Genomic DNA, 26,237 nt, shown 5'->3' on the forward strand with positions numbered 1-26,237 from the left:
GTCCTGTTTTGAAGACCGGTTTGAGAGGGTTATTTGTCTTCCTCATCATCGTCTAAATCGTCTTCATCAATCTCCGTTAAGCCGTCATCATCTTCATCATCATCTTCGTCGAAGTCTTCAAGATCTTCTTCAATTTCTTCATCATCGTCTAGGTCGAGATCATCGTCGTCTTCAACAAGATCAAGGTCTTCTTCAAGCTCGTCAATTTCTTCTTCCTCTTCGATCTCATCGAAGTCGTCTTCAACGACAGCTGCTTTTGATTTTTTCTTTTTCGCTTTTGTTTTCACAGCTGGCTGAACTTCTTCTTCGATTTGATCAACTGGATACCAGCTGCGAAGTCCCCATCTCTGATCACCTAACGAAATAAAGCGGCCATCTATATTTAAGTCTGTATAAAATTGAGCAAGTCGATCATCTAGATCGGATTTTTGTATTCCTTGCAAACGGACAATTTCATCTATTAACTCGGAAAACGTAATTGGTGTTTTACTGTCTCTGAAAATTTCATAAGCAAGTTCAACTAAAGACATTTGTTTGAGCTGTTCCTGTGAGTATTCTTTCAAACTCAAGGTCAGACACTCCCTTTCTATTACATGTATGTATCCATTTATCAGTGAAATAATAAGTACTTATACCTTATTCTTACGACAAACCATACCTCTCATTATAAACAAATTAGGGGAGTTTATGCCACCTTTATTGATGTTAATTTTTGATTTTTCTCACGGGGAGCACCTAGAGTGTGTACGGTATGCTTTTTGTCGTTCAGTTTTTTCTCGTCTGTTTTAAAATGGGATGTTCTGAATGAGTGAGACAACGACAGGAATCGTGAATAACATTCCAGCAGACATGAGTACGATTAGTTTTCTGCGGCTGTTTTCTTTTTCTTCCTGCTTTTTTGGAGATTTGGAAAGCTCCGCGGACACCATGATCCAGATCACCATCGTGACGATTGCCAAAATGCCCATAATTGTTGAGTTCATCATCATAACCTCCATATTGATATTTTCCCTAATTTTAACATAATACGATGATGATATGGATGAACATTGACAATGCGCTTACATTTGAAAACTGCATGACGAACAAAAACAGACCACCTCACGTTCAGGCGGTCTTTGCTTGTTTTCTACATATCTAGCAGTTTCCTTGAGATGACCAGACGCTGGATTTCCTGAGTTCCTTCATAAATTTGAGTGATTTTCGCATCACGCATGTATCGTTCGACTGGGTAATCCTTTGTGTAGCCGTACCCGCCGAAGATTTGAACCGCTTCTGTCGTCACCTTCATCGCTGTATCACCGGCAAAGAGCTTGGACATGGCAGATTCCTTCCCATACGGAAGACCTTTCGTTTCGAGCCATGCCGCCTGATAAGTAAGCAGCCTTGATGCTTCAATCGCTGTTGCCATATCAGCCAGCTTAAAGGCGATCCCTTGCTGCTGAATGATTGGTTTGCCAAATTGTTTACGCTCCTTGGCATAATCAACCGCCGCATCAAGAGCGCCTTGAGCAATCCCAACCGCCTGTGCAGCAATGCCGTTTCTGCCGCCATCGAGTGTCATCATGGCTATTTTGAACCCTTCTCCTTCTTGACCGAGCCGGTTCCTTTCATGAATTCGGCAATCTTCAAATCGAATTTCAGTTGTTGGCGAAGAACGTATGCCCAGTTTGCTTTCCTTTTTGCCAACGGAAAAACCAGGTGTCTCTTTTTCTACAATAAAAGCAGTTGTATTTCGAGATGAAGCTTCTTGGTCTGTTACGGCAAACACAATATAATAATCTGCAATGCCTCCATTTGTAATAAAGATTTTCGCCCCGTTCAGGACATATTCACTGCCTGCCTTGACGGCCGTTGTCTTCATTCCGCCAGCATCTGAACCAGAACCGCTCTCAGTAAGTGCGTATGCTCCCATCTTCTGCCCTTCTGCAAGCGGTTTTAAGTAGGTCTCTTTTTGTTCCTTTGTTCCGAATGTATAGATTGGCCATGAAGCAAGAGATGTATGAGCGGACAGGGTGACACCTGTAGAGGCGCACACTCTTGAAAGCTCCTCAACTGCTATGACGTAGGCTAAATAGTCACTGCCAATTCCGCCCACGTCTTCCGGCCAAGGGATACCCGTTAAACCGAGCTCCGCCATTTTGCGAAAAATAGATGGATCATATGTCTCTGTGTCGTCTCGCTTTGCTGCTGTTGGCTCCACTTCATTTTTCGCAAAGTCTCTCACCATTTTTTGAATCATTTCATGTTCATCACTTAATTGGAACTGCATCGTGAGCCACCTCGTTTCATATTAGCTGTTTACAGATGACCAGCCTTTGAATTTCACTTGTTCCTTCATAGATTTCACAAATTTTCGCATCACGAAAGTAACGTTCTGCTTGATAGCGATTCGTATAACCATCCATGCCTAGCAAATGGATCGCTTCTGTACTGATCTCTACCGCCGTTTTTGAAGCAAATAGCTTTGCCATTGATGCTTCCTTTGTGACCGGTCGATTTGCCTCTTTGAAAGAAGCCGCTTGATAGACGAGTAGTTTGGCTGCCTCAAGCTTCGCCGCCAAATCGCCCAGCCGAATGGTCGTTTCAAGACCTGCTGGATGCTTCTTTAAATAGGTCACTGCCTCGGTTAAAGCGGCTTCTGCAATGCCAAGGCTTTGAGCCGCAATTCCAATTCTCCCTGCATTTAGGCTGGACATGGCAATTTGAAAGCCCTCTCCTTCTGCACCGAGCAGCTGATCTTTTGGAATCCGCACGCCATCAAAATGAAGCGTGACTGTTTTTGAACCGTGCAGTCCCATCTTTTTCTCATCTTTTCCAATCGTAAATCCCGGCGTATCTTTCTCGACAATGAACGCCGATATATTTTTTCTCGCAGAAGCGGGATCGGTCACCGCAAAGACAAGATACAGTTCTGCTTCTCCGCCGCTTGTGATAAAGATTTTCGTCCCATTTAATACATAATCGCCGCCCCTCCGCTCTGCTCTTAACTGAATACTGGAGGCATCTGATCCGGCCTTTGGTTCAGTCAGACAAAAGGCGCCCAGCTTCTTCCCGGATGCAAGCGGCGGCACATAAGTTTCTTTTTGTTCCTTCGTTCCAAAAGTCAAAATAGGCATCGTCACAACAGATGTATGAACGGACACAATGACACCGATGGTCGCACTCACTTTCGATAATTCATGGATTGCGATGATATACGTTGTAAAATCTGCTCCTAAGCCTTGATACGAAGCTGGTATTGGAATTCCTAGATAGCCTTTCCGCCCCATTTCACTTAAAAGGGTGTTTGGAAACCGGCCTTGTTCCATGGCTTCTACTTCAGGGAATATATGCTGGCGTGCAAATTCTGCTGTCTGTTCTCTCCAGAGACGCTGTTTATCCGTAAGCAAAACATCCATCTTGACTCCCCCTATGAGTGGTCGTGGTATGTGTAAAAACCTCTCTTTGTCTTTTTGCCCAGCCAGCCTGCATTCACGTATTTTTTCAAAAGAGGACAAGGCCGATATTTGCTGTCTCCAAGTCCCTCGTGAAGGGTATTCATAATAAATAAACATGTATCCAGTCCGATGAAATCAGCTAGACGAAGCGGCCCCATTGGATGATTCATCCCAAGTGTCATCACGTCATCAATGCTTTCTGCATCTGCTACGCCTTCATACAGGGTGTAAATGGCTTCATTGATCATTGGCATCAATATGCGATTTGATACAAACCCCGGGAAGTCTTCCACTTCAATTGGGGTTTTGTTTAATGTCTTCGCTGTTTCATAAACAACTTGATATGTGTCATCACTCGTTTGCAGTGCTCGAATGACTTCAACCAGTTTCATGACAGGAACCGGATTCATAAAATGCATGCCAATCACTTTATCCGGTCTGCTCGTCACAGCTGCTAATTCTGTGATCGACAAGGAAGACGTGTTTGTCGCAAATATGGCCTCAGCCTCTGCAAATTGATCAAGTGTTTCAAAGATTTGTTTTTTCACACTCATTTGTTCTGATGCGGCTTCTATGACTAAATGAGCCTGTTGCATGTCTTTTAAATCTGTGGAAACGGCAAGCCGCTGCGTAATATCTCGGACTGCCTGATGTGCCAGCTTTCCTTTTTCTGCCCGCTTCGTCAGTTGTTTGGTCATGGAGGAAATCGCTCGATGAATCTGCTTTTCTGATACATCATGAAGCAGGACTGTATAGCCTGACTGAGCAAACACTTGGGCAATGCCTGATCCCATTTGACCAGCCCCAACGACCATAACGGTCTCTTCTATACTCATCAATAAACGCCTCCCTTTTCATCTACCTTTATCATGATGGCGTCTCCTTGACCGCCTCCGCTGCAAATCGCCGCAATGCCAAGGCCTCCGCCTCTTTGTCTTAATGCATGAATCAATGTCAATATCACGCGTGTTCCGCTTGCCCCAATTGGATGACCGAGTGCGACAGCTCCTCCGTTGATATTCATTTTCCGCCGGTCGATCCCGGTTATTTTTTCACATGCCAAAGCCACAGCTGAAAAGGCCTCATTGATTTCAAACAAATCAATATCCTCTAGGCGCTTTCCTGTTTTCTTTAAAAGCTTCTCGATAGCAAAGGCTGGTGTTTTCGGAAAATCCTTCGCCTCTACAGCAACCTGAGCATGACCGAGAACGACTGCCATTGGCTTTACGTCATGCCGTGCAGCATACGTGTCTTTCATTAAAAGGAGCGCACTTGCACCATCATTGACACCTGGTGCATTTCCAGCGGTGATGGTACCCTTCTGATCAAAAACAGGCATGAGCTTAGACAGCCGTTCATATGACGTATCACGCCGCGGAGACTCATCTTCTGTGATCAGCCGTTCTCCCGTTTTTATTTTGACGGTGACGGGAGTGATTTCATGTTGAAAAAAGCCGTTTTTTTGCGCTTCGATGGCCCGTTCATGACTTCTGAGTGCCCACAGATCCTGCTCTTCCCGCGTGATGCCGAGCTCCATTGCAGCCATACTTCCATACTCACCCATATGAACGCCTGTAAACGAACAGGTTAACCCATCTAAAATCATCGCATCTTGTACTGCAGCATCTCCCATTTTGTAGCCCCATCGCGCTTTTTTTAGCAGATAAGGAGCATGAGACATAGATTCCATACCGCCCGCTGCGATGACCTCAGCATCTCCGGCTCGAATGCTTTGATCTGCTGCAGTCACACTGCGCATTCCGGATGCACAGACTTTATTGATGGTTTGTGTTGGAACAGACCAAGGAAGATCAGCATATCTTGCTGCTTGCCTTGAAGGAATCTGCCCTTGCCCTCCTTGTAAAACACATCCCATGATGACCTCATCTATTTCATGAGAACCCGAAACTCTTTCCAGTGCAGCCTTGATCGCTATACCGCCTAGTTCTGCAGCAGTCAAACCACTGAGAGCACCGCCTAGTTTTCCAAATGGTGTTCTTGCTCCAGATACAATGACCGTCGTACTCATATATGCCCCTCCCCATTTGTTACCGCTTACATATCATTTAGGCAGCTGATGAAACAGCGCCATGGATAAGCCGATGAACATCCTATTCATCGGCCTGTCATGTTTACGACACCTGCTTTCCAGGCTCACCAAACACTGATTTTTCAAGAAGTTCGGCGACATCAAATGTGCCTACCTGCTCCTCTACTTCCTTCGCCTTCGTCCCATCTCCCAGCATCGTTAAGCAATAAGGACACCCTGAGCTGATGATGGACGGCTGTACCTGTAACGCCTGCTCCGTTCGTGCAGTGTTAATCCGGGTACCCGTCTCTTCTTCCATCCACATTAAGCCCCCGCCTGCTCCGCAGCACATACCAGTTTCACGATTGCGCTCCATTTCTTTCAGCGTCACACCAGGAATGGCTTTTAAAATGTCTCTTGGCGGGTCGTACACTTCATTATATCTGCCTAGGTAGCAAGAGTCGTGGAAGGTAATCACTTCGTTTACTTCATGTACAGGTGTTATTTTCCCTTCTTTCACTAACTCTGCCAGTAATTCTGTATGATGGTACACTTCTGCCTCAAGTCCGAAGTCTGGATATTCATTTTTAAATAAGTTGTAGGCGTGTGGATCAATCGTGACGATCTTTGTAACGCCGTTTTTCTGGAATTCTTCAATGTTTTTTGCAGCAAGCTCTTGGAATAAAAATTCGTTTCCGAGTCTTCTTGGTGTATCACCTGAGTTCTTCTCTTTATTGCCTAGGATCGCAAAGGAGACCCCCGCTTCATTGAGTAGCTTCGCAAAGGCAAGCGCAATCTTTTGGCTTCGATTGTCATAAGCCCCCATTGAACCAACCCAGAATAAATAATCAAAAGTTTGCTCTGCTTTTTTCAGCTCTTTCACTGTCGGCACATGCACATCTTCTCTCAGTTCACGCCAATTTTCTCTTTCTTTCCGGTTTAATCCCCACGGATTCCCTTGGCGCTCAATGCTTGTCATGGCACGCTGTGCATCTGCGTCCATTTTTCCTTCAGTCAAGACAAGATATCTGCGCATATCAATAATCTTATCAACGTGTTCATTCATGACAGGGCATTGGTCTTCACAGTTTCGGCACGTCGTACATGCCCAGATTTCTTCTTCTGTAATGACCTCTCCAATAAGAGAAGGATGATATATCGAGCTGGCAGCCGACTCTTCCGCACCTGCTCCTCTCGCCTGCAGTGCCAGCTGGTTTCCTGTTGTCTGCTTGAAGGCAAGCTGCGGGACCCAAGGTGTCTTTGATGTAATAGCGGCTCCTTTATTGGTTAAATGATCTCTTAACCTTAAAATCAAATCCATCGGAGACAGCATCTTCCCTGTCCCTGTTGCCGGGCACATATTCGTGCAGCGCCCGCATTCCACACAGGCGTAAAGGTCGATGAGCTGAGACTGACGGAAGTCTTCAATTTTTCCCACACCGAAGGTCTCTTGTGTCTCATCTTCAAAATCGATCTTTTGCAGCTTGCCTGGCGGGTCTAATCTGCTGACAAATACATTCACAGGCCCTGCAATTAGATGAGCGTGCTTTGACTGCGGAACGTATACTAAGAATGTCAGCAAAATAAGAAGATGCACCCACCATGCGGCATAAAAAACAATCGCAGCCGCAAGAGGTGAAATTCCGCCCAGCAAGAAAGCAATACCAGAAGCGATTGGCTCAGTTGGTGATAGAGAGTGTCCATGCCAGATGATGTTCATGCCGTTCCCAAGTAAGACTGTCAGCATTAAGCCGCCAATAAATAAAAGCACTAGACCTGATTTGAAGCCTCGTTTTAAACGGACAAGCTTCTCCACGTATCTTCTATGGAAAGCCCATACAACGGCCACTAAAATGAGAAGTGTGACCACCTCTTGGAAAAACGTAAAGACGCCGTACACCGGACCTAAAGGAAGCCCGCTGTCTGGAATAAGCCCTTTCAGAATAAAATCAAGGGCTCCGAACTGTACGAGGATAAATCCGTAGAAAAACAGCACATGAATGATGCCGCTCTTCTTGTCCTTTAACAGCTTCTTTTGCCCAAATACATTGACCCAAACACGCTCTAAGCGTTTCTTCATGTCTTGTTGAAACTCTTCTTTTTTACCAAGACGAATATACGCCGCTCGTGTTCGAATGAGATAAACAAACAAATACACTGCGTAAGCGGTCACCGCCGCAAATGCGATCAAGTTGATGATTAAAAGGCTATTCATCTTGCTCCCCCTTTCATTCCCCAAAACCCACTTTGTTCCGTTTCCATGTTGTACCTCTATCATAAATAATGAATGAGTATTCAGTCAATATTTTTTACGCGTTTGGGTACACTATTGAAATATGCAAAAAAGGAGGAAGTTTCATGATCGCATTGATCATCCTACTCGTACTCATTGCCATCGTTTTGCTCGTGATGTTAGACCTTTATATGGGAAGGAAATATTTTTCTACTCACGCATTTGAACGGTCTTTTGACCAAACAAGCGGCGATGCTGCCTTTTATCATGATGGCGAACCATTTTTCGATCAGCTGCTTACCGATATACAGCAGGCCTCTTCTTCTATTCATATGATGTTCTTTATTGTAAAGAACGACAAGATTGGTCAAAGGGTCTTACAAGCATTGAAAGCCAAAGCGGAGCAAGGAGTTTCCGTCTTTTTGCTGACTGACCGATTAGGCTCTTATCCGTTTGATCAAAAGGCGATTGACATGCTAGAAAGAAGCGGCATTCAATTTTACTTTTTAAATAAGCCTCGTTTTCCTTTTTTGATTTACCGTCTAAACATGAGAAATCACCGTAAAATTACGGTGATTGATGGGAAAATTGGCTATATTGGCGGATTTAATATAGGTGATGAATATGTTGGGAAGAAAGGCCGATTTGGCATTTGGAAGGATTATCATTTGCGGATGACTGGACAGGTTGTCGCAGATCTCCAGCATGTGTTTCTGAATGATTTGTACCGTTCGTCTGGCATTCATCAGCTGCAATATGAGGTTTTCCCTGCATTGGAACCGGGAACATTACAATGCACAACACGCGCGACTGCTGGCTTTTCTTTAGAAGCTTTATTTCTCCAAGATATTCAGCAGGCGAGGAAACAGATCATCATCTGTACGCCTTATTTTATTCCATCAGCCCCTCTTCTGAAGGCGCTGCTTGATGCACGAAAGCGGGGCGTCACAGTTGAAATCATCATTCCAATGAAAGCGGATCATCCACTTGTCAAAGAGGCTGGCTTTCATTATTTGAAGGACCTCATTGCCTCTGGATGTCTTGTTTATCGTTTTTATAAAGGGTTTTATCATTCGAAAGCCATTTTGATTGATCACAGCCGCTGTATGATTAGTACCGCGAATTTTGATAAACGCAGCTTGTTTTTAAACGAAGAAGTAGATGTAGCCATTGATGATCCCGCTTTTACTGTACACGTAGAAGAAAAGATTCGGGAGCATATGGAGGTTTCTGAGATCCTGACAGAAGAAACATTGTCAAAGCGTCCGCTTTTCACTCGGCCGCTTGAGTGGGTTGCCGCCATGTTCTCGTATTTTTTATAAAGGAGATGACCTATGCGTTATCGATTTGGTTATGTATCCAATGCCGTCACCTTGTGGGAAGCTTCTCCTGCCAAGTCGCTGACCTTTGCTAGATACAGCAAGCTCGCTAAGGAAGAAAGAAAAGAGGCTTTATTGCGAACAACGAAGGCCAATCTCGTGAATACATTAAGAACGCTTTATTTCGCCATTGCTCATGATATCCCGCTTTACCGTTTTTCAAGCTCGATCGTCCCGCTCGCGACCCATCCAGAGGTGCGCTGGGACTTTGTGACACCTTTTCACAAAGAATTTCTTGAGATCGGCAAGCTGGTGAAACGGCACGGCTTACGGGTCAGTTTTCACCCCAATCAATTCACCTTGTTTACTAGCCCCAAACCTTCCATTACAGAAAATGCCGTCATCGATATGACGTACCATTATCAGATGCTTGAGGCGATGAAGCTCGATAAGGAAGGCTACATGAACATTCATGTAGGCGGGGCGTACGGCGATAAAGAATCGGCTCTCCAACGCTTTGATGAAAATATCAAACAGCTTCCAGCTCATATCAAAGCGAGAATGACACTTGAGAACGATGACAAAACATATACGTCGCTCGAAACGCTTGGTGTATGTGAAAAGCATGACATTCCGTTTGTTTTTGATTACCATCATCACGTGGCAAATAAAGATGACGATGCCGCACTCGATGACATCCTGCCAAGAATGTTCGACACGTGGACAAACACTGGCATTCCGCCCAAAATCCATTTGTCTTCACCAAAATCAGAAAAAGCTATACGCAGTCATGCAGATGGAGTAGATATGAATTTTGTCTTACCGCTTTTTCAAGCATTAAAATCGTATGGCCGGGATGTAGATTTCATGATTGAAGCAAAATTAAAGGATCAGGCTCTGCTCCGTCTAGTCGAAGAGCTGTCTGCGATAAGGGGCAATCGGCGGACGGGCGGAGGAACCATTGAGTGGAAATCATAAAGAAAGGTTTACCTTTGTACAAATGGGGGTAACAAAGCTATTGTGAGAAAGTAATTAACAGGAGGATATGAAGATGTCTCAAATCTATTCAATCCGAATCGCTGCGAAAGCGTTGAATTTACATAAGCTTATTTCTCTTTATGAAAAGTGCCAGCAGGCTCAGCATCGTATATATGTGTATTCTAAAAAAACAATGTGTAGCATTAAGAACATCGTAGAGCTTGAAACCTTCAGGCTCACTCATTTAGAGTCTGACTACTTAATTGTCGTAGAGGGGAAAAAAGCGCAAGATCTCCTTCAGCCGTTTGAAAAAGAGACGGTTTCATAAAGAAGAGCAGCCTCGGGCTGCTCTTTCAAATTGGTTGACAAAGGGCTAAAATGATGTTGATTTTAGCCCTTTGTCTTCTTTTCAGCGTGATAGAAAACCTTTGCAGCCTAGAAGGACGAGTACCGGCGCGGAGCGAATTTGACATTCGTGAGCACCGGCACGCAGGCCTGACACCGAATGCGAGGGTTTGTCTACATGCTGGGAGAGCAGCCGCGGGCTGCTCTTTTGCTATATCCACTCTTTTGTTAACCAAACTTGTTTGGAGGATGCATCCATTTTCACTTGTGCCCCGATTGGCATCGTAAGCATTGGGTGCGTATGGGCACAGTCAAAATCAGCGATGAGTGGTCTTTTTGTCTCTCCGAGCACCTCAAGTAAAATCTCGTAAGGTTCTTTGCCCGTTCCTTCATCATCAAACAGCTCATGTTTTCCTAAAAGAATCCCTGATACCCGTTCAAACACTCCATTTACTTTCAATAAAGAGAAGTTCTTTTCTACAACTGACGCGGTTTTCATACAATCTTCAATGAGAAGGATGTCTCCGTTTTTCACCGCTGGCATGAATTCACTTCCCCATATGCCGTACATCGCATTCAAGTTTCCGCCGATCAACCTGCCTTCTGCCTGTCCCTCTATGGCGCACAGCCAATCATTCGGACGCTGTTTTTTGTCACGCGTCTTTTCTTCCCAATTGATTCGTTCATCTGTCCAAAAAGGCGGTTTTTCAATCTGATAAGGAATGGTTTGTTGGGACATCAGGATGTCCTCGAATGACTGATATGTATTATTAACAAACGGTTCAAACTCGCCAAAAGAAGGAACAAGCGCAGGCCCGTAGAAAACAGGCAGTCCCGTTTTTTCGTACGCCGCTAGTAGAATCGCTGTCGCATCTGAATAACCGATCATGATTTTCGGATGTTGTTTCAGCAGGTCAAAATCAAGATAAGGCAGCAAACTATTTGAATTCGTCCCGCCAATCATTGACATGATGCACGCCAAGTCCTCTCTAGCCATCAGCTCATTCAGCTCATCTGCTCGTTCTTGAATTGTACCTGAACGGTAGTAATCTTCTTTCCCTGTTAATGATCCTGGAACCACAATGAATCCTTTTTGCTCAAGCCACTTCTTCGCCCGCTCATACCTAAGAGGCGAGGTCGCTGATGCAGGACTAGAAGGTGAAAATATACCGATCTTATCGCCCTTTTGTAATCGCCGAAGCCCCTTCATTCCATCAGATCCTTCCTACACGCATTTTTTCTATCCTAACAAAAAAAGCCCTTTAACAAAAGAGCTCTCAGATTGTTGACAAAGGGCTAAAATGATCTTTATTTTAGCTCTTTGTCTTCTTTTCAGCGTGATGGAAAACCTTTGCAGCCCTAGGAAGGGCGAGTACCGGAGCGGAGCGAATTGGACATTCGTGAGCACCGGCACGCAGAACTGCGGGCGAATGCGAGGGTTTGTCTACGCGCTGATCAATGACCAAACTGCGCTTCATGCAGTCTGCTGTACACGCCGCCCATTTGGATGAGATCTTGGTGGCGGCCTTGTTCTTGGATGCCTTCCTCTGTCACGACGATGATACGGTCGGCGTGTTTAATTGTTGCCAGGCGGTGGGCAATGACGAGTGTTGTCCTGCCGACAGCCAGTTCGCTCAGTGCATCCTGTATAGCTTTTTCTGTTTCTGTATCAAGTGCTGATGTAGCTTCATCTAAAATAAGAATCGAAGGATTTTTTAGGAACATCCGCGCAATTGACAAGCGCTGCTTTTGACCGCCTGACAGTTTGACGCCGCGCTCGCCTATCACCGTATTTAATCCTTCTGGGAAACGCTGAACAAGTTCCTCTAAATGCGCACGACGTACAGCCTCCCAAATCTCTGCATCGCTGGCTTCTAGGTTGCCGTACGCGATGTTTTCTCGAATGGTGCCTGAGAATAAAAAGACATCCTGCTGCACAATGCCGATCTGCTGTCTTAAAGAAGACAGGGTCATCGATTTTGTACTCACACCATCAATCGTAATCTCCCCTTTATCCACATCATAAAAACGTGGCAGCAAACTGCAAATCGTCGATTTCCCGGCTCCTGAGGGACCGACAAACGCAACGGTTTCTCCTTGTTTGATCTTCAAACACATGGCTGTGCTCATCGTAGCCGAATGTCACGTTTCGATATTCAATTTCACCTTTTAGCCCGAATACATCACGAGCTCCCTCTGTATCCTTCACATCTGGCTCTGTTTCAAGTAAATCGACATAGCTTTTAAAGCCCGCAATTCCTTTTGGATACATTTCAATCACGGTATTGATCTTATCAATCGGTCTGAATAAGACGTTTGTAATGAGAACAAACGCGATAAATCCACCTGCCGTTAATTGACCCTGCAGAACAAACCATGTCCCTGCCAGAAGGACAAACAGTGTCACAAGACGGGTGAGAATGTAACTGATTGAGCCGTTGACCGACATGATTTTATATGAAAGAAGCTTCGCTTTCCGAAAGCGGTTGTTGTTTTCAGCAAAACGCTTTTTCTCGAAATGTTCGTTGGCAAAGGCTTGAACAAGACGAATGCCGCCAATATTGTTTTCAACCCTTGCATGAAAGTCTCCAATGTCATTGTTCAGCTGTGTAATCGCCTGCGTCATCTTCTTATTAAAATGAAGGGCAAGCCAGATGATGACAGGCATGATCAAGAAGGTTAAAATAGCAAGCTGCCAGTTAATCATCAGCATGACAGCAAAGGCACCAAGAATCGTCATAATTGCAATAAACAAATCCTCAGGTCCGTGATGAGCCACCTCACCAATGTACATGAGGTCATTTGTCATCCGAGACATAAGCTTACCCGTTTTGTTGTTATCAAAGAACTTAAATGAGAGACGCTGAAAATGATCAAACAGCTTCTTCCTCATATCTGTTTCAATATTGATACCTAACATGTGCCCCCAGTACGACACAATAAACTGCATAACCGAGCTGAGTGCATAAATGATAAACAGAGCAAGTGCGGTCCAGGCAATGACCGTCCAATTCCCTGTTGGTAATAATGTATCAATGAAGTAGTTCACGATCAGCGGGAAACCAAGTTCCATTAATCCAACTGCGACAGCGCAAAAGAAATCTAAAAAGAACAGACCGCGATAGGGCCTGTAATAGGCGAAAAAGCGTTTTAGCATATGTAAAAAAACCTCATTTCCTCTATAATTGATAATCATTTTCAATTATAGAGGAATCCTCTTCAAAATACTAGATCAGGAAATGATTTCATTGACTGGAAATCCTCATAATACGCCAGAAAACAACCGGGCAAATGATTCCTTCAACCGCTCTTTTAAGCCTCTTTTATAAAAATGTACAGGACCCATTTGCTCACATTCCTTCATATCTTCCTCATAGTGGGCCATCAATTGCTCAATTGGCTTTTTCGCAGCTGTAAAGACATTGACCTCAAAATTGAGCTGAAAACTTCTCATATCAACATTGGCGGTGCCGACGGAGGCGAGTTCTCCATCAGCAATCATCACCTTTTGATGCATAAACCCTTTTTGATAGTGATACACCTTGATGCCCTCTTTTAGAAGCTCAGAAAAATAGGATCTTGTGGCATATTGCGTGAGAAATCCGTCATTGATCTCCGGTACCATCACCCTCACATCCACCCCTCTTGTGGCAGCGATTTTGAGCGCAGTGCGAATCGATTCGTTTGGTACAAAGTAAGGTGTGGCAATCCAGACAAATTGTTTCGCATTAGAAATGAGAGCATCATATAAATCACTCATACTTTCTTTCATATCAGGTCCAGTTGGTACAACCTGAATGACATCATCGCCTGTCACAGAATGCGGCGTATGATACTTCGGATCATCAATTAATACTTCATCTGATACGTATTCCCAGTCGAGCATAAAAACGGAATGAAGGGTCTGAACAGCCTCACCCTTTAACATGGCATGCGTATCACGCCAAAAGCCGATCTTTTCATCCCGTCCTACGTATTCCTTGCCGACATTTAACCCGCCGACAAACCCTGTCTCTCCATCAATAATGACGATTTTCCGGTGATTTCGGAAATTGAATTTTTGATTAAAGAATCCATATTTTAAAGGTAGAAAAGGAGCGACCTTGACCCCTGCCTGCTTCAAGCGTTTAATATCTTTTCGCGAGAAGCGGATGCTGCCAGCCGCATCATATATGAAACGGACCTCTACCCCTTCTTTCACTTTTTCAATCAAAATCTCCATCATCCGGTGGCCGAGGAAATCGGATTTGAACATGTAATATTCAATATGAATGAACGATTTTGCCTTTTTTAACTCTTCAAAAATTCTGGGGAACGTCTCCTCCCCATTCTTTAAAATCTCCATATCACTATTTGTGTTCACATGCATACCTGTTGCTTTTTCTGTGTAATGAAAAAAAGCACGCTGATTATCGGTTAAACGTGACTCATTCGGCTTACTCTCAAGCTCAGAGATTCTGCGTAATTTCTCGCGGTTATACATTCTCTTTGATTTGAATAAATGACCCTTTACATAGAGCTGCCCTGAGAACAGATAGAACATATAGCCAATGATCGGGAAAAAAATGAGCACATATATCCATAACAACGTGTGCTGTGATGTACGGTTCTCCAGCATGAGTGAGATGATACTAAATAAAATAATGGCGATATAAATCGCTGCGTACAGCTGAACGCTCCACGCCGGCACAGTCCACCAATACACCACATATGCCCCGAATATCATAAAATATAAAAATAAAAATTCCAGTCTTCTCTTTTTCACATTCTCCGCCCTCATTCTGTCTTTTTCTCTTCCATACCCTTTGCACAGCTTGTATGAAACGCACGACCCATTCCTTTTTCCTAGCCTTTACAGACTTTCGCTATTTGATCCGATATAATAAAGAAATATGTGATGGAAAGGAAGATCTGTTTATGCATACCCCCTCACCTCTTAAAAAAGGGAGCCATATACGTGTCATTGCCCCAAGCCGAAGTGCCAGCATTTTATCAAAAGAAGGGATTTCTCAAGCGAAAAAACGTTTAGAGTCTTTAGGCTTCACTGTCTCTTTTGGACAGCATGTGTTTGAATGTGACATTCATTCCTCATCGTCTATTGAACACCGCTTGTCTGATTTGCATGAGGCGTTCAAAGATAATGAAGTCGATGGTATTTTGACAGCCATCGGAGGCTTCAACTGCAATGAGCTTTTGCCTTATATTGATTACGATTTGATCCGACAGCATCCTAAAGTCCTTTGCGGCTATAGTGATATCACTGCACTTGCAAACGCCATTACAGCGAAATGTGATATGGTGACATATTCTGGCCCCCATTTCTCAAGCTTTCAAATGGAGCAGGGACAGGAGGAGCAGACCGCTATGTTTCAAGCTTGTTTGATGAACGGCGGCGAACCGTTTGATGTGATTCCTTCGACAAAATGGAGTGATGACGCGTGGTATCTAGATCAAGCGAATAGGCAGTTTCATCCGACGAAATGGAACATATATCAGGAAGGAACAGCTGAAGGCACCTTGTTTGGCGGAAACCTTTGTACACTGAACTTACTGCAAGGGACATCGTTTATGCCGAATGTAAAGGATGCGATCTTATTTGTCGAGGATGATGATCTGGTATTCCCTGAAATGTTCGCCAGAGACCTTACCTCCCTCTTGCAGCATGCACAATCAATCAAAGGGTTGATCATCGGACGCTTTCAGAAGAAATCCAACATGACAGAGGAACATTTAAGATTCATCCTAGATAAGCATCCAATGCTCAAACACATCCCAGTGATTTACGACGTCGATATCGGACATACACAGCCAGTCTTCACCTTCCCGATTGGTGGAAACGTTCAACTAGCGTGTACAAATGGAGACGTGAAGCTGCGCATTCATTCATAACTTAAGGCCAAAAAGCACCCGAATAGGCGGTGCTTTTTTCTATGCCACCATCTTTTTTAAAGTTTTTTTAGAAAAAGTGATCCAACCCTTCATTCCCTTCGTTAAGTAGATGTAAAAAGAAAAGAGAGGAGGCAAAAATATGTTCTCTGATGTACTTAGCCAATTATTTGATTCTATTTCTAACATTATTAATACACTTGGATAATTTTTAAAACCCGCTATCCTCAAGAGATAGCGGGTTTTTACATGTTTTGAGTGGATGACATGTTGTTCCATTAAATAAATCTAGAACAATGCCTTCTATGAGCATGTTTCTGTTAAGTTATTTAAACAAACCTAATTGGATGCTATAATCTATTAAAGGAATATATTAACTATTTAAGGAGATATAATGAAAAAACGTTTGATTGGTTTGTTTTTTATTACTCTTTGTATTCTTGGATTAAGTTCCACTCCAAATCGTCTCACTCTTTCTGAAGAAGAATTAGATCAAAAGGTAGCACAAGTATTAGACTCGTTATGGAAAGAGCATGACTTGTTACATTATCAAATCGTTAAGACAGATCCCACAATTTCCATAGGCATCAATACTTCAAAAGATATAGCAGGTTTGCAGTCTGTATTAGAAAAGAAACTTCCTAAACAAGCATTAGAGAATTATGAAATTGAGATTTTCCAGAGAAATAAAAATGATATAAACGTTGAATGACAAAAACCCACTCCTGTTCCGAGTGGGTTTCTTCGTGTATTACATCTTCTCCGGAGCCGATACACCAATTAGTTTTAATGCATTCGCAAGTGTGATTTGTGTTGCTTTCATCAGCGATAGACGTGCTGTTGTTTTTGTTTCGTTTTCTACGTCAATAACCTTCTCGGCATTGTAGAAGCTGTGAAGGGCTGATGCAAGGTCATAAATATAGTTCGTCACGCGGTGCGGAATACGCTTTTCAGCTGCTTCTGCTACAACTTCTGGGAAGCTGCCAATGATTTTCAGAAGATCGTATTCTTTTTCCGATTGAATGTGAGAGAAATCGGCTTTTTCAAGGTTCGGTTCATAGCCTTTTTCTTCACCTTGACGCAGCATGCTGCAAATTCTCGCATGTGCATATTGTGCATAGTACACAGGGTTTTCGTTAGACGTAGAAATCGCTAAATCTAGGTCAAAGTCCATATGTGTCGCCGCACTTCTCATCGCAAAGAAATAACGAGTCGCATCTAAGCCGACTTCTTCAATCAGATCACGCATTGTGACGGCTTTTCCTGTACGCTTACTCATCTTCATCTTTTCGCCGTTTTTGTAAAGATGCACAAGCTGAATGATTTCTACTTCAAGCTTGTCAGCTGGATATCCAAGTGCTTGGATCGCCGCTTTCATCCGAGGAATATAGCCGTGATGGTCCGCTCCCCAAATGTTAATGAGCTGGTCAAAGCCTCTGTCCAATTTGTCTTTATGATATGCGATATCTGGAAGCAGGTAAGTGAAGCTGCCGTCTTTTTTAATCAGCACACGGTCCTTGTCATCACCAAAATCAGTTGAACGGAGCCATGTTGCGCCGTCTTCTTCAAAGACATAGCCTTTTTCACGAAGTGTTTCCAGCGCTGGTTCGATTTTTCCGTTTTCATATAAAGAAGTTTCTGAATACCATACATCAAATGGCACACGGAAATTCTCAAGGTCTACACGTAATTTCTCTAATTCGTATTTCAAGCCGTATTCACGGAAGAACTTCATCCGCTCTTCTTCCGGCTCATGCACGAAACGGTCACCAAATTCATCCGCAAGCTTTTGTCCGATGCCTTTGATGTCTTCTCCTCTGTAGCCGTCTTCAGGCATTTCTTTTTCAAGACCGAGTGCCTCAAAATAACGTACTTCTACAGATAAAGCGAGGTTATTGATTTGATTCCCTGCATCGTTGATATAGTATTCACGGCTCACATCGAACCCTGCTTTATCAAGGATGTTGCAAAGGGAATCTCCTACAGCTGCACCGCGGGCATGTCCAAGGTGAAGGTCACCTGTTGGGTTGGCTGAGACGAATTCGACTTGCACCTTTTGACCGCCGCCTGTATTCGTTTCGCCATAAGCTTCTTTTGCCTCAAGAACAGCTGGAATGAGCTTTGTTAAATACTGATTATTCATATAAAAGTTAATGAACCCTGGACCTGCGATATCCAGTTTTTCAATGGAAGCTTTCCCTTTATCAAACGCATTGACGATGTCCTCTGCGATTTGACGAGGTGCTTTTTTCGCAATGCGGGCAAGCTGCATCGCCATGTTGGTAGAGTAATCACCGTGAGTTTTGTCTTTCGGCACTTCTAAAAGGACATCTGGCACCTGGCTTTCATCGGCAAGTCCTGCTTTGACGACTGCCGCTATGATTTCTTCTTTTAACGCATCTTTGACCTGTTCTGCGATATTCATGAACGTAAATCCTCCTTATACGAAATCGATAATGTATGTAAATGCTTTTGATCTTCTCCTGTCAGCATATCGTACGTAATGTGCAGCAGCCCCTTGTCCACATCGAGATCAATACCATGTGTGTGCACATCTAGCTGAAGTGTACCGAATGGCATCTTGTAATGTGTGACGGTCGTTTCTCCAATGAGAAAGCGCTGCTTCATTTGAATAGCCCCTGATCTCATCACAAAAATTTCTTTTTCACTCATTTTCACAATGGTTTTTACTTGACCCATTTCATGTTCTTCATGATAAGTGAGATACGTTTTGTCATTCTTCTCTTGGTACGTTCCAGTCGTGCGGAATTCGATCGTTTCAGCCGGCTCCGTCTCTGGTTTCATCACTGACTTTACATGAATTGAAATTTGGTTTTGTGTCATTTTGCACTTCCTTTGCTAAGACCCGTTTAACTAAAATAGTATACCATAATCACGATCGCCTATCATACCATCATTTCTCTTCTTCACGGCGATTAAACTTCGTTTTTCATCTTCAGACATCCCTTTAGAAAAAAAGAAAAATACAACTGACCACTACGACAAGTCCAGCCTTTACACCTAAGTCTTTTCTTTTCATTAAGTAAAAAAGAGCCTGTATGCCTGAACTTGCCAAAAATGCCTGAAAAAAATCAAATGGTGCGATTTGATCCTTTTTAAATAACTGCATGAATAACGCAATGGCCGTCAGATAGAAAAAGCCTCGATCGTGAAACAGCCCCAGCATCTCTACCTTCGCTTCCTTCTTTGAAGCAAAAACAGGCGGATCAGCTGCGAGCTCTCGTTTCAATGTGAGAAAGCCGGCCCCTAACACACATAAAGCGAGGAACACCATCAATATTGACGAAAACATGAGCTCCCTCCTTTATTTTTTGACCAATGTAAAAAAAAGAGCTTGTCCACATGAGATGACAAGCTCCTCTATCAACTGATTATTTCACAAATCCAAGCAGCATTTCGCGTAAAAGCTTACTCGCTGTATTCGCTGTTTGGTCAGAGTGATCATATACAGGTGCTACCTCGACAAGGTCTGCCCCGACGACTTGGACGTCAGATCCTGCAATTGCATGAATGGATGCAAGCAGCTCTTTTGATGTAATACCGCCAGCATCTACCGTTCCTGTACCAGGTGCATGAGCTGGGTCAAGTACATCAATATCGATCGTCACATATACTGGACGCCCTTTTAGCTTTGGCAATACTTGCTTCAATGGCTCCAGTACTTCAAATTTAGAAATGTGCATCCCCGCTTCTTTTGCCCATTCAAATTCTTCTTTCATCCCAGAACGGATGCCGAAAGAGAATACATTTTCAGGTCCAATCAGTCCTGCAACTTTACGAATCGGTGTTGAATGTGAAAGCGGCTCACCCTCATATTCCTCACGAAGATCCGTATGTGCGTCCATATGGATGATGGCCAAATCAGGGTATTTCTTATACATTGCACGGAAAACCGGCCAAGACACAAGATGCTCGCCGCCCATTCCTAATGGAAACTTCCCTTTTTCTAAAATGCTGTCAACATACTCTTCAATTAAATCTAAGCTTTTTTGTGCATTCCCAAAAGGAAGTGGGATGTCACCCGCATCAAAGAATGGCACCTCATGCAGCTCACGATCTAAATAAGGGCTGTATTCCTCTAAACCGATCGATACTTCACGAATGCGGTTCGGACCGAAACGTGAACCTGGGCGGTAGCTGACTGTCCAGTCCATCGGCATGCCGTATAAAATGACCTTTGCATCTTCCCATGTCGGATGACTTCCAATAAACACTTTTCCTGAATAAGCCTCGTCGAATCTCATGCAAGATTCCTCCTTTTACGCTTCAAAAAATGCGCAAACCGTCATTTGCGCATGTCCATTTCGCTTGATTTATTTGATTAAGTCGCTCACAAATTTCGGCAGAACGAATGCCGCTTTGTGCAATTCTTTTGTGTAATATTTCGTCTCAATATCAAAGAAACGGCTGTCTTCTACAGCAAGTGGATCATATTTTTTTGAACCGATGGTGAATGTCCAAAGACCGCTTGGATACGTTGGAATATTCGCTGTGTAAAGCTTCGTAATAGGGAAAATTTCTTTTACATCACGCTGTACATTTGTAATCAGCTCAGGTGTGAACCAAGGGTTGTCCGTTTGTGCAACGAAAATACCGTCTTCTTTGAGTGCTTTTGCGATTCCTGCGTAAAATCCTTTAGAGAACAGGTTCACAGCTGGTCCAACTGGCTCAGTAGAGTCAACCATGATGACATCATACTCGTTGTCAGCTTCAGCAATGTGCATAAAACCGTCTCCGACTTTGACATCTACACGAGGATCGTCTAGTTTTCCAGCAATAGAAGGAAGGAATTTCTTCGAGTATTCGATGACCTTTCCGTCAATATCAACAAGTGTCGCTTTTTTCACACTAGGGTGTTTGAGGATCTCACGAATGACACCGCCGTCCCCTCCGCCTACGACAAGAACATTTTCCGGGTTTGGATGAGTGAAAAGAGGAACATGTGCCACCATTTCGTGGTATACAAACTCATCTTTCTCAGATGTCATCACCATGCCGTCTAAAAACAGCATATTGCCAAACTCTTCTGTTTCCACCATTTCTAAATGCTGAAAGTCTGTTTGTTCTGTGTGAAGGGTTTTGTTCACCTTCAATGTAATACCAAAATTCTTCGTTTGCTTCTCTGTATACCAAAGTTCGCTCATTGTTCATCTTCCTCTCATCAATAATAAACAAACATCTATTGTTAGCGCCTTTTATCGGCTTTGACTATATCGATTGTCCAAGAAAAAAGTATAGTGGATTCATATCAAATTGTAAAGAACCGCATGAGTTCTCTTCATTTTTTAAAGCGCTCCTGCAATCGCTTGTTTAAAACGGTTTTCTTTGTTCCATACTGATAAAAAACCGTCAAAATGGGGGCTTTGCATGGACACAATCATGAGTAATAAAAAAATCCGCATGACCGTGAAAACGATTCGAGCCTGTTTTTTTATCGGCTTGCTCGCTTTTCTATTTGCAGGTACCGTCTTTTTGACGATTCTATTGATAGCTAAATGGCAAGGTGCCCCTTCTGTTCAAGTTCCCCAATCCACGACCATTTATGCAGCCGATGGCTCAAAGCTTGGAGAATCCAGCTTTGGAGAAAAGAGATATTGGGTGCCATTAAAGGAGATGTCTCCTCATATCAGACAGGCAGTTGTCGCTGTTGAAGATAAAACCTTTTATGAGCATCATGGCTTTGATGTGAAACGAATGGCAGGTGCTGCGGTGGCCGATATTCGTGCCATGGCTAAGGTGCAAGGCGCCAGCACGATCACCCAGCAATATGCACGAAATCTGTATTTAGATCATGATAAAACGTGGAAGCGGAAGTGGAATGAAGCCTTTTACACGATTCGTTTAGAACAAAACTATACAAAAAATGAGATTTTAGAAGGATACTTGAACACCATTTATTATGGTCACGGAGCGTACGGTGTGGAAGCAGCGTCCCGTCTGTATTTCGGGAAAAAAGCAAAGAACTTAACCCTCGCTGAATCTGCCCTGCTTGCCGGTATCCCTAAGGGGCCTTCTCTCTATTCCCCTTATGTGAATGAGGAGAAAGCCGGCGCAAGAAAGAATATGATTTTGAGACAAATGTACGAGGATGGCATGATTACGAAAAAAGCAGCCGATAACGCTGCGAAAGAAAAGCTGTCCTATCGCCCTTTGCAAAAGAAGCAGCTGCAAGCAAAGCAAGCCCCGTATTTTTATGACGATGTGATTCGAGAGTTGAAACAAAGTTTGGGGTTAAATGAGGAACAGATTGAAACCTATGGGCTTCATATCCAAACGACTCTCAATCCAGAATTACAGAAAATCGCAGAAAAGACGTTAAAAAATACGATGAATTCCAAATCAGAAATCCAAATCGGCTTTGCCGCCATCCATCCTCAAACAGGGCATGTACTTGCCCTCATAGGCGGGAGAGATTATGAAAAAAGTCCATTCAATCGGGTGACACAAGCAAAAAGGCAGCCCGGTTCAACCATGAAACCCCTTCTTTATTACATTGCCTTGCAAAACGGGTTTACACCCGCAACTGTCATGCGCAGTGAGGAAACGGTGTTTGAATTAGATGATCAAGACAGCGATGCCGCTTATTCACCAAGCAATTATCACGGCTATTACGCCAATGACGGCATTACAATGCTTCAAGCTTTAGCACTGTCTGATAATATTTACGCTGTAAAGACCCATCTATTTTTAGGAATGGAACAGCTTGTACGTGCTGGCAAGACATTTGGAATCAAGGAGAAACTAGATCAAGTACCCTCTCTTGCCCTGGGCACGTCTCCTGTGAAACCCATTGAAATGACCAATGCTTACGCCATACTGGTCAATGGCGGAAAACGCGTCAAACCAACCTTTATTACGAAAGTAACCGACGCAAAAGGCAATGTGCTTTTTGAAGAGAAACAAAAACGAGAACAAATCCTCGATGAAAAAGCAGCATTTGTCACCACAGATATGATGTCAGGCATGTTCAATGATCAATTAAACGGCTATACAAGTGTCACTGGCCGTACCATTATAAAGGACCTTACAAGAACATACGGAGGAAAGTCTGGGACTACAGGCGCCGACAGCTGGATGATCGGCTTCTCTCCCCAGCTCGTCACAGGTGTATGGACAGGCTATGATAAAGGCCGCACCATTGACTCAGTCGAAGAAACGGCCTATGCGAAAAAAATATGGGCTTCCTTTATGGAATCAGCTCTCTCGAAGCAGCCAGCCTCCTCCTTCATGCCGCCAGACGGTGTCAAAGGGGTATATATTAATCCAAAAACCGGAGACCTCGCAGGTCCAGGATGTGAATCAAAGGTATTCACCTATTTTATAGAAGGAACGGAGCCGACAGGTGTCTGCTATGGTGCTGAGGACAAAGCCTCTGAGCAGGAACCAGTTCAAGATCAAAAGCCAAAGAAATGGTGGGAAAAGTGGCTGAAACGTTAAAAAAGACATGAAAAACCCCGAGATCTGCATCTCGGGATTCTCCATGTCCTAGCTTTAACACCAGTTTACTCAAAAACCGGAGAGAATTGGTAGCCATCCGCCAATCTTCACAAAAATTTCACAATTATTCAGGGACAGCCAATCCTTCTTTTAATTCATCTGTTGATGCGTCCCATAGCGCTTGATTATGACCTTTTAAGAAGTCAGCCAGCACCTTTTTGGATACGTCATCCATATGACTAACGACAATTTTTCGCTTCATCGATTTATCCATTAAATTCACATGCTCTGGAAGTGACTTATACCCGCGGCGGATCGAACGGTCAACGGTCATTTCACAAGCCGTCACACCTGCATAATAAGGCCCTTCTTCTCTGCGGTCAATCGTCACCCATACAAGCCAATACGGTTTTCCGTTCGGCACCTCTTCTTTTGTTTTCAAAAATTTAATTCCTTTTTCGACGGCACTTCTTGCATGCATGGCACCAATATCAATGACAGCTTCCTTTTCCTCTACATCAATGATGACTGGCGAGATATTATCAAGGCTGAGTGCACCTGCCCCAAAGCCTCCATGTCCGTCGGTTGCATCTGTTTTTTTAATGATGTTAAAACCAATTGGTTTTTTCTTTTTACCTTCCATTTATTAAACCTCCTAAAGCAGCGGCTTCAAAATAAGATTAAACCAGTGTATGATTTGATCCCGCATTCCGATCAATGGACCAAACACAAACTGTCCCAGCGGTGTGATCACGAATATGAGAAAAATAATGATCCCATATTGTTCAAATTGCGTCATTTTCGCCCGGATACGGGGGCTGACGACGTCCTCAATAATCCGATACCCATCCAGCGGCGGAAGTGGTAATAAGTTAAATAGGAACAAGATGACGTTTAAGTTAATAAAGATTAAAAAGAAATTATCGACTCCCGGCTCAAAGCGCATAATCCACTCCCCGCCAAATTTCTGAAGAAGCACATACACAAAAAAGCCCAAAAACGCCAGCACCAAGTTACTTAATGGCCCAGCAATGGAGACACAAATCCCTGCTAAGCGCGGTTTTTTAAAATGGTAACGATTCACCGGTACAGGTCTCGCCCAGCCAAACCCGGCCACAAAGATCAAAATCGTTCCGAATACATCGAGATGCTTCAGTGGATTTAACGTCAGTCTCCCTTGATTCTTAGCCGTCGGGTCTCCGAATCGGTACGCAACATATGCATGCGCCAGCTCGTGCATCGTAAATGCAACAACAAGCGTAATGGCGACATATGGAATAAGTTCTAATGGATAAACAAGAAATTGGTTCAAAGGCATGAATCCCTCTTTCTTTCTATACAATGATTTACTTCATTCAGTATACTATAAGAAGTCCCTTAAACTAAAGGGAAGCGTAGCATTAAAGGAAAAAGGAGGTTTTCGCCATGCCGATTGTCACCGTTCAAATGCTTGAAGGAAGAACAGACGAGCAGAAAAGAGCTCTTGTGGAGAAAGTCACTGATGCCGTTGTAGAAACAACAGGCGCAGGTGCAGAAAAAGTCTCTGTTATTATTGAAGAAATGAAAAAAGAACACTATGCCGTAGCAGGAAAGCGCATCAGCGATCTGTAAGCATATAAAAAGGACAAACACTCAATGTGTTTGTCCTTTTGTCTGCATTCTTATCTGTACCACGCTTTATTACGGTTCACTTGATTTTTATGAGCCGCATCGAAGAAATCGACTGTGTAAGAATAATCATAATTCATTAGGCAGACAATGCCGCTTCCTTGAGGGTCGTGCGGTAAGCCAAAGTTATGACCGTATTCATGCGTAGCCGCTTTTGCAGTGTTCGCTGTTCCTTGATCAAGGTTAACGGCGAATGCACTTCCGCTTGGTGCACTATTGTAGACATAAGCGATTCCGCCAGCATCAAAGTTTGGATTTGCTGTAAATCCAGTGACAAAGTCATATCCTCTGCCATCAAAGCTGCGCGCAAGGTTAGACAAAATTTGCTCTGCATTTGAACCCGAAGACGTCCATGATCCTACTGCTTGTACGACAAAGTCCACATCATGATCACGGTTAAACGTGACATCTGCTTGCTCGATGATGCTGACAATCCGTGTTTGCCAGTCACTATATTTCGCACGATACTGCGCATCAGCGACCGCATAGACAGTGACCTTCTGACTGCCTGTACTTGCTTTTGTTGAAATAGAATCTCCTGTATTGGCCTTAAAGGTTCTCGAGCCTACCTGCTTACCAGACTCATCTAATACCTTTGTTGTCACATCTCGTTCAATTGGAGGTGCTGTCGTCAAATCTTTAAAATCCTTTGCTTTTGGCAACCCCTCACTAATATGGGTTTCGAACGGCGCATGACCATGATCATGCCCATGACCTGCACTCGCTACAGGTGCTGAAGCTGAACTTACCCCCGGTAACAAACTACCTACCAATAAAAATGACAAAAAGACTGAACGCTTTTTCATTCCTATCCCTCCTTTGTTTTTCACAAGGTTATATATTCACTGAAAATTCACCATTTTCCTTCTATTCAGTCAAAA

At 43.6% G+C, this 26,237-nt stretch carries 24 protein-coding genes and 1 pseudogene; 7 read left to right on the forward strand and 18 right to left on the reverse strand.

From position 1 onward, the window contains the following. Window positions 1–29 precede the first annotated feature (29 nt). From rpoE to NSQ76_RS18330, 7 genes are all read right to left on the reverse strand, one after another. Window positions 30–569 carry a DNA-directed RNA polymerase subunit delta gene (gene rpoE, locus NSQ76_RS18300; protein ID WP_024423751.1) on the reverse strand — a complete coding sequence of 180 codons (540 nt, stop codon included), beginning with the start codon at window positions 567–569 and terminating at the stop codon, window positions 30–32. A gap of 216 nt (window positions 570–785) precedes the next feature. Beyond that, on the reverse strand, window positions 786–983 hold the full coding sequence (locus NSQ76_RS18305; protein WP_024423752.1) for a hypothetical protein: 198 nt from the start codon (window positions 981–983) through the stop codon (window positions 786–788). Window positions 984–1,129: 146 nt separating this feature from the next. Next, window positions 1,130–2,272: an acyl-CoA dehydrogenase gene (locus tag NSQ76_RS18310; RefSeq protein ID WP_341055292.1), complete on the reverse strand. Its 1,143-nt coding sequence runs from the start codon at window positions 2,270–2,272 to the stop codon at window positions 1,130–1,132. 16 nt (window positions 2,273–2,288) lie between these two features. Then, window positions 2,289–3,401 carry an acyl-CoA dehydrogenase family protein gene (locus NSQ76_RS18315; RefSeq protein ID WP_341055294.1) on the reverse strand — a complete coding sequence of 371 codons (1,113 nt, stop codon included), beginning with the start codon at window positions 3,399–3,401 and terminating at the stop codon, window positions 2,289–2,291. 11 nt (window positions 3,402–3,412) lie between these two features. Continuing rightward, window positions 3,413–4,276, reverse strand: a complete 864-nt coding sequence (locus NSQ76_RS18320) for a 3-hydroxybutyryl-CoA dehydrogenase (RefSeq protein ID WP_285710410.1) — start codon at window positions 4,274–4,276, stop codon at window positions 3,413–3,415. Next, window positions 4,276–5,469 (reverse strand): acetyl-CoA C-acetyltransferase, encoded by a 1,194-nt coding sequence (locus NSQ76_RS18325; RefSeq protein ID WP_268478961.1) that lies wholly within the window; start codon window positions 5,467–5,469, stop codon window positions 4,276–4,278. The genes NSQ76_RS18320 and NSQ76_RS18325 overlap by 1 nt, the downstream gene beginning before the upstream one ends. A 103-nt stretch (window positions 5,470–5,572) precedes the next feature. Then, on the reverse strand, window positions 5,573–7,684 hold the full coding sequence (locus NSQ76_RS18330) for a heterodisulfide reductase-related iron-sulfur binding cluster (RefSeq protein WP_024426357.1): 2,112 nt from the start codon (window positions 7,682–7,684) through the stop codon (window positions 5,573–5,575). Between the two features lie 143 nt (window positions 7,685–7,827). Here NSQ76_RS18330 and cls (NSQ76_RS18335) point away from each other — a divergent pair, with 143 nt between their 5' ends. The 3 genes from cls (NSQ76_RS18335) to NSQ76_RS18345 all read left to right on the forward strand — a co-directional run bounded on the left by cls (NSQ76_RS18335) (window position 7,828) and on the right by NSQ76_RS18345 (window position 10,327). Then, the gene (gene cls, locus NSQ76_RS18335; protein ID WP_120207874.1) at window positions 7,828–9,024 is read left to right on the forward strand and encodes a cardiolipin synthase; all 1,197 of its coding nucleotides are present in this window, start codon (window positions 7,828–7,830) and stop codon (window positions 9,022–9,024) included. Window positions 9,025–9,036: 12 nt separating this feature from the next. Then, window positions 9,037–9,999 (forward strand): UV DNA damage repair endonuclease UvsE, encoded by a 963-nt coding sequence (gene uvsE / locus NSQ76_RS18340; protein ID WP_135031411.1) that lies wholly within the window; start codon window positions 9,037–9,039, stop codon window positions 9,997–9,999. 73 nt (window positions 10,000–10,072) lie between these two features. Next, on the forward strand, window positions 10,073–10,327 hold the full coding sequence (locus NSQ76_RS18345) for a hypothetical protein (RefSeq protein WP_024423759.1): 255 nt from the start codon (window positions 10,073–10,075) through the stop codon (window positions 10,325–10,327). Between the two features lie 228 nt (window positions 10,328–10,555). Here NSQ76_RS18345 and NSQ76_RS18350 read toward each other — a convergent pair whose 3' ends face one another. From NSQ76_RS18350 to cls (NSQ76_RS18360), 3 genes and pseudogenes are all read right to left on the reverse strand, one after another. After that, window positions 10,556–11,554, reverse strand: coding sequence for a S66 family peptidase (locus tag NSQ76_RS18350; protein ID WP_025093867.1), 999 nt, complete (start codon window positions 11,552–11,554; stop codon window positions 10,556–10,558). 245 nt (window positions 11,555–11,799) lie between these two features. Next, window positions 11,800–13,501: pseudogene (locus NSQ76_RS18355) on the reverse strand (ABC transporter ATP-binding protein). A gap of 105 nt (window positions 13,502–13,606) precedes the next feature. Beyond that, the gene (gene cls / locus NSQ76_RS18360; protein WP_263479664.1) at window positions 13,607–15,124 is read right to left on the reverse strand and encodes a cardiolipin synthase; all 1,518 of its coding nucleotides are present in this window, start codon (window positions 15,122–15,124) and stop codon (window positions 13,607–13,609) included. A gap of 137 nt (window positions 15,125–15,261) precedes the next feature. Between cls (NSQ76_RS18360) and NSQ76_RS18365 the strand changes: the two genes are divergently transcribed. Both NSQ76_RS18365 and NSQ76_RS18370 read left to right on the forward strand, forming a co-directional pair. Beyond that, a complete protein-coding gene (locus tag NSQ76_RS18365; protein WP_341055308.1) occupies window positions 15,262–16,233 on the forward strand; it encodes a S66 family peptidase in 972 nt (323 codons plus the stop codon). A 391-nt stretch (window positions 16,234–16,624) separates the two neighbouring features. Further along, the gene (locus NSQ76_RS18370) at window positions 16,625–16,942 is read left to right on the forward strand and encodes a hypothetical protein (RefSeq protein ID WP_098677159.1); all 318 of its coding nucleotides are present in this window, start codon (window positions 16,625–16,627) and stop codon (window positions 16,940–16,942) included. Between the two features lie 39 nt (window positions 16,943–16,981). Here the strand turns inward: NSQ76_RS18370 and argS are convergent, their stop codons facing one another. From argS to speE, 5 genes are all read right to left on the reverse strand, one after another. After that, a complete protein-coding gene (gene argS / locus NSQ76_RS18375) occupies window positions 16,982–18,655 on the reverse strand; it encodes an arginine--tRNA ligase (RefSeq protein WP_041115501.1) in 1,674 nt (557 codons plus the stop codon). Next, window positions 18,652–19,074 carry a DUF1934 domain-containing protein gene (locus tag NSQ76_RS18380; protein WP_341055314.1) on the reverse strand — a complete coding sequence of 141 codons (423 nt, stop codon included), beginning with the start codon at window positions 19,072–19,074 and terminating at the stop codon, window positions 18,652–18,654. The genes argS and NSQ76_RS18380 overlap by 4 nt, the downstream gene beginning before the upstream one ends. A 124-nt stretch (window positions 19,075–19,198) precedes the next feature. After that, entirely contained in the window at window positions 19,199–19,543 is a 345-nt protein-coding gene (locus NSQ76_RS18385; RefSeq protein ID WP_024426364.1) for a hypothetical protein, read from the reverse strand. A 79-nt stretch (window positions 19,544–19,622) separates the two neighbouring features. After that, window positions 19,623–20,495, reverse strand: coding sequence for an agmatinase (speB, locus tag NSQ76_RS18390; protein WP_024423766.1), 873 nt, complete (start codon window positions 20,493–20,495; stop codon window positions 19,623–19,625). 69 nt (window positions 20,496–20,564) lie between these two features. Further along, a complete protein-coding gene (speE, locus tag NSQ76_RS18395) occupies window positions 20,565–21,395 on the reverse strand; it encodes a spermidine synthase (protein ID WP_025093862.1) in 831 nt (276 codons plus the stop codon). Between the two features lie 223 nt (window positions 21,396–21,618). Between speE and NSQ76_RS18400 the strand changes: the two genes are divergently transcribed. Next, window positions 21,619–23,688, forward strand: a complete 2,070-nt coding sequence (locus NSQ76_RS18400; RefSeq protein WP_341055320.1) for a transglycosylase domain-containing protein — start codon at window positions 21,619–21,621, stop codon at window positions 23,686–23,688. Window positions 23,689–23,812: 124 nt separating this feature from the next. Here NSQ76_RS18400 and NSQ76_RS18405 read toward each other — a convergent pair whose 3' ends face one another. Both NSQ76_RS18405 and NSQ76_RS18410 read right to left on the reverse strand, forming a co-directional pair. Continuing rightward, on the reverse strand, window positions 23,813–24,331 hold the full coding sequence (locus tag NSQ76_RS18405; RefSeq protein WP_024423769.1) for a YwhD family protein: 519 nt from the start codon (window positions 24,329–24,331) through the stop codon (window positions 23,813–23,815). Window positions 24,332–24,343: 12 nt separating this feature from the next. Next, window positions 24,344–25,000, reverse strand: a complete 657-nt coding sequence (locus tag NSQ76_RS18410; RefSeq protein ID WP_024423770.1) for a site-2 protease family protein — start codon at window positions 24,998–25,000, stop codon at window positions 24,344–24,346. A 113-nt stretch (window positions 25,001–25,113) separates the two neighbouring features. Between NSQ76_RS18410 and NSQ76_RS18415 the strand changes: the two genes are divergently transcribed. After that, window positions 25,114–25,299 carry a 2-hydroxymuconate tautomerase gene (locus NSQ76_RS18415; RefSeq protein ID WP_012011601.1) on the forward strand — a complete coding sequence of 62 codons (186 nt, stop codon included), beginning with the start codon at window positions 25,114–25,116 and terminating at the stop codon, window positions 25,297–25,299. Between the two features lie 50 nt (window positions 25,300–25,349). Here the strand turns inward: NSQ76_RS18415 and NSQ76_RS18420 are convergent, their stop codons facing one another. Beyond that, the gene (locus tag NSQ76_RS18420) at window positions 25,350–26,162 is read right to left on the reverse strand and encodes a zinc-dependent metalloprotease (RefSeq protein WP_024423771.1); all 813 of its coding nucleotides are present in this window, start codon (window positions 26,160–26,162) and stop codon (window positions 25,350–25,352) included. Window positions 26,163–26,237 lie beyond the last annotated feature (75 nt).

The sequence above is a fragment of the Bacillus sp. FSL M8-0256 genome (assembly GCF_038005765.1).
GTDB classification, from domain to species: domain Bacteria; phylum Bacillota; class Bacilli; order Bacillales; family Bacillaceae; genus Bacillus; species Bacillus safensis.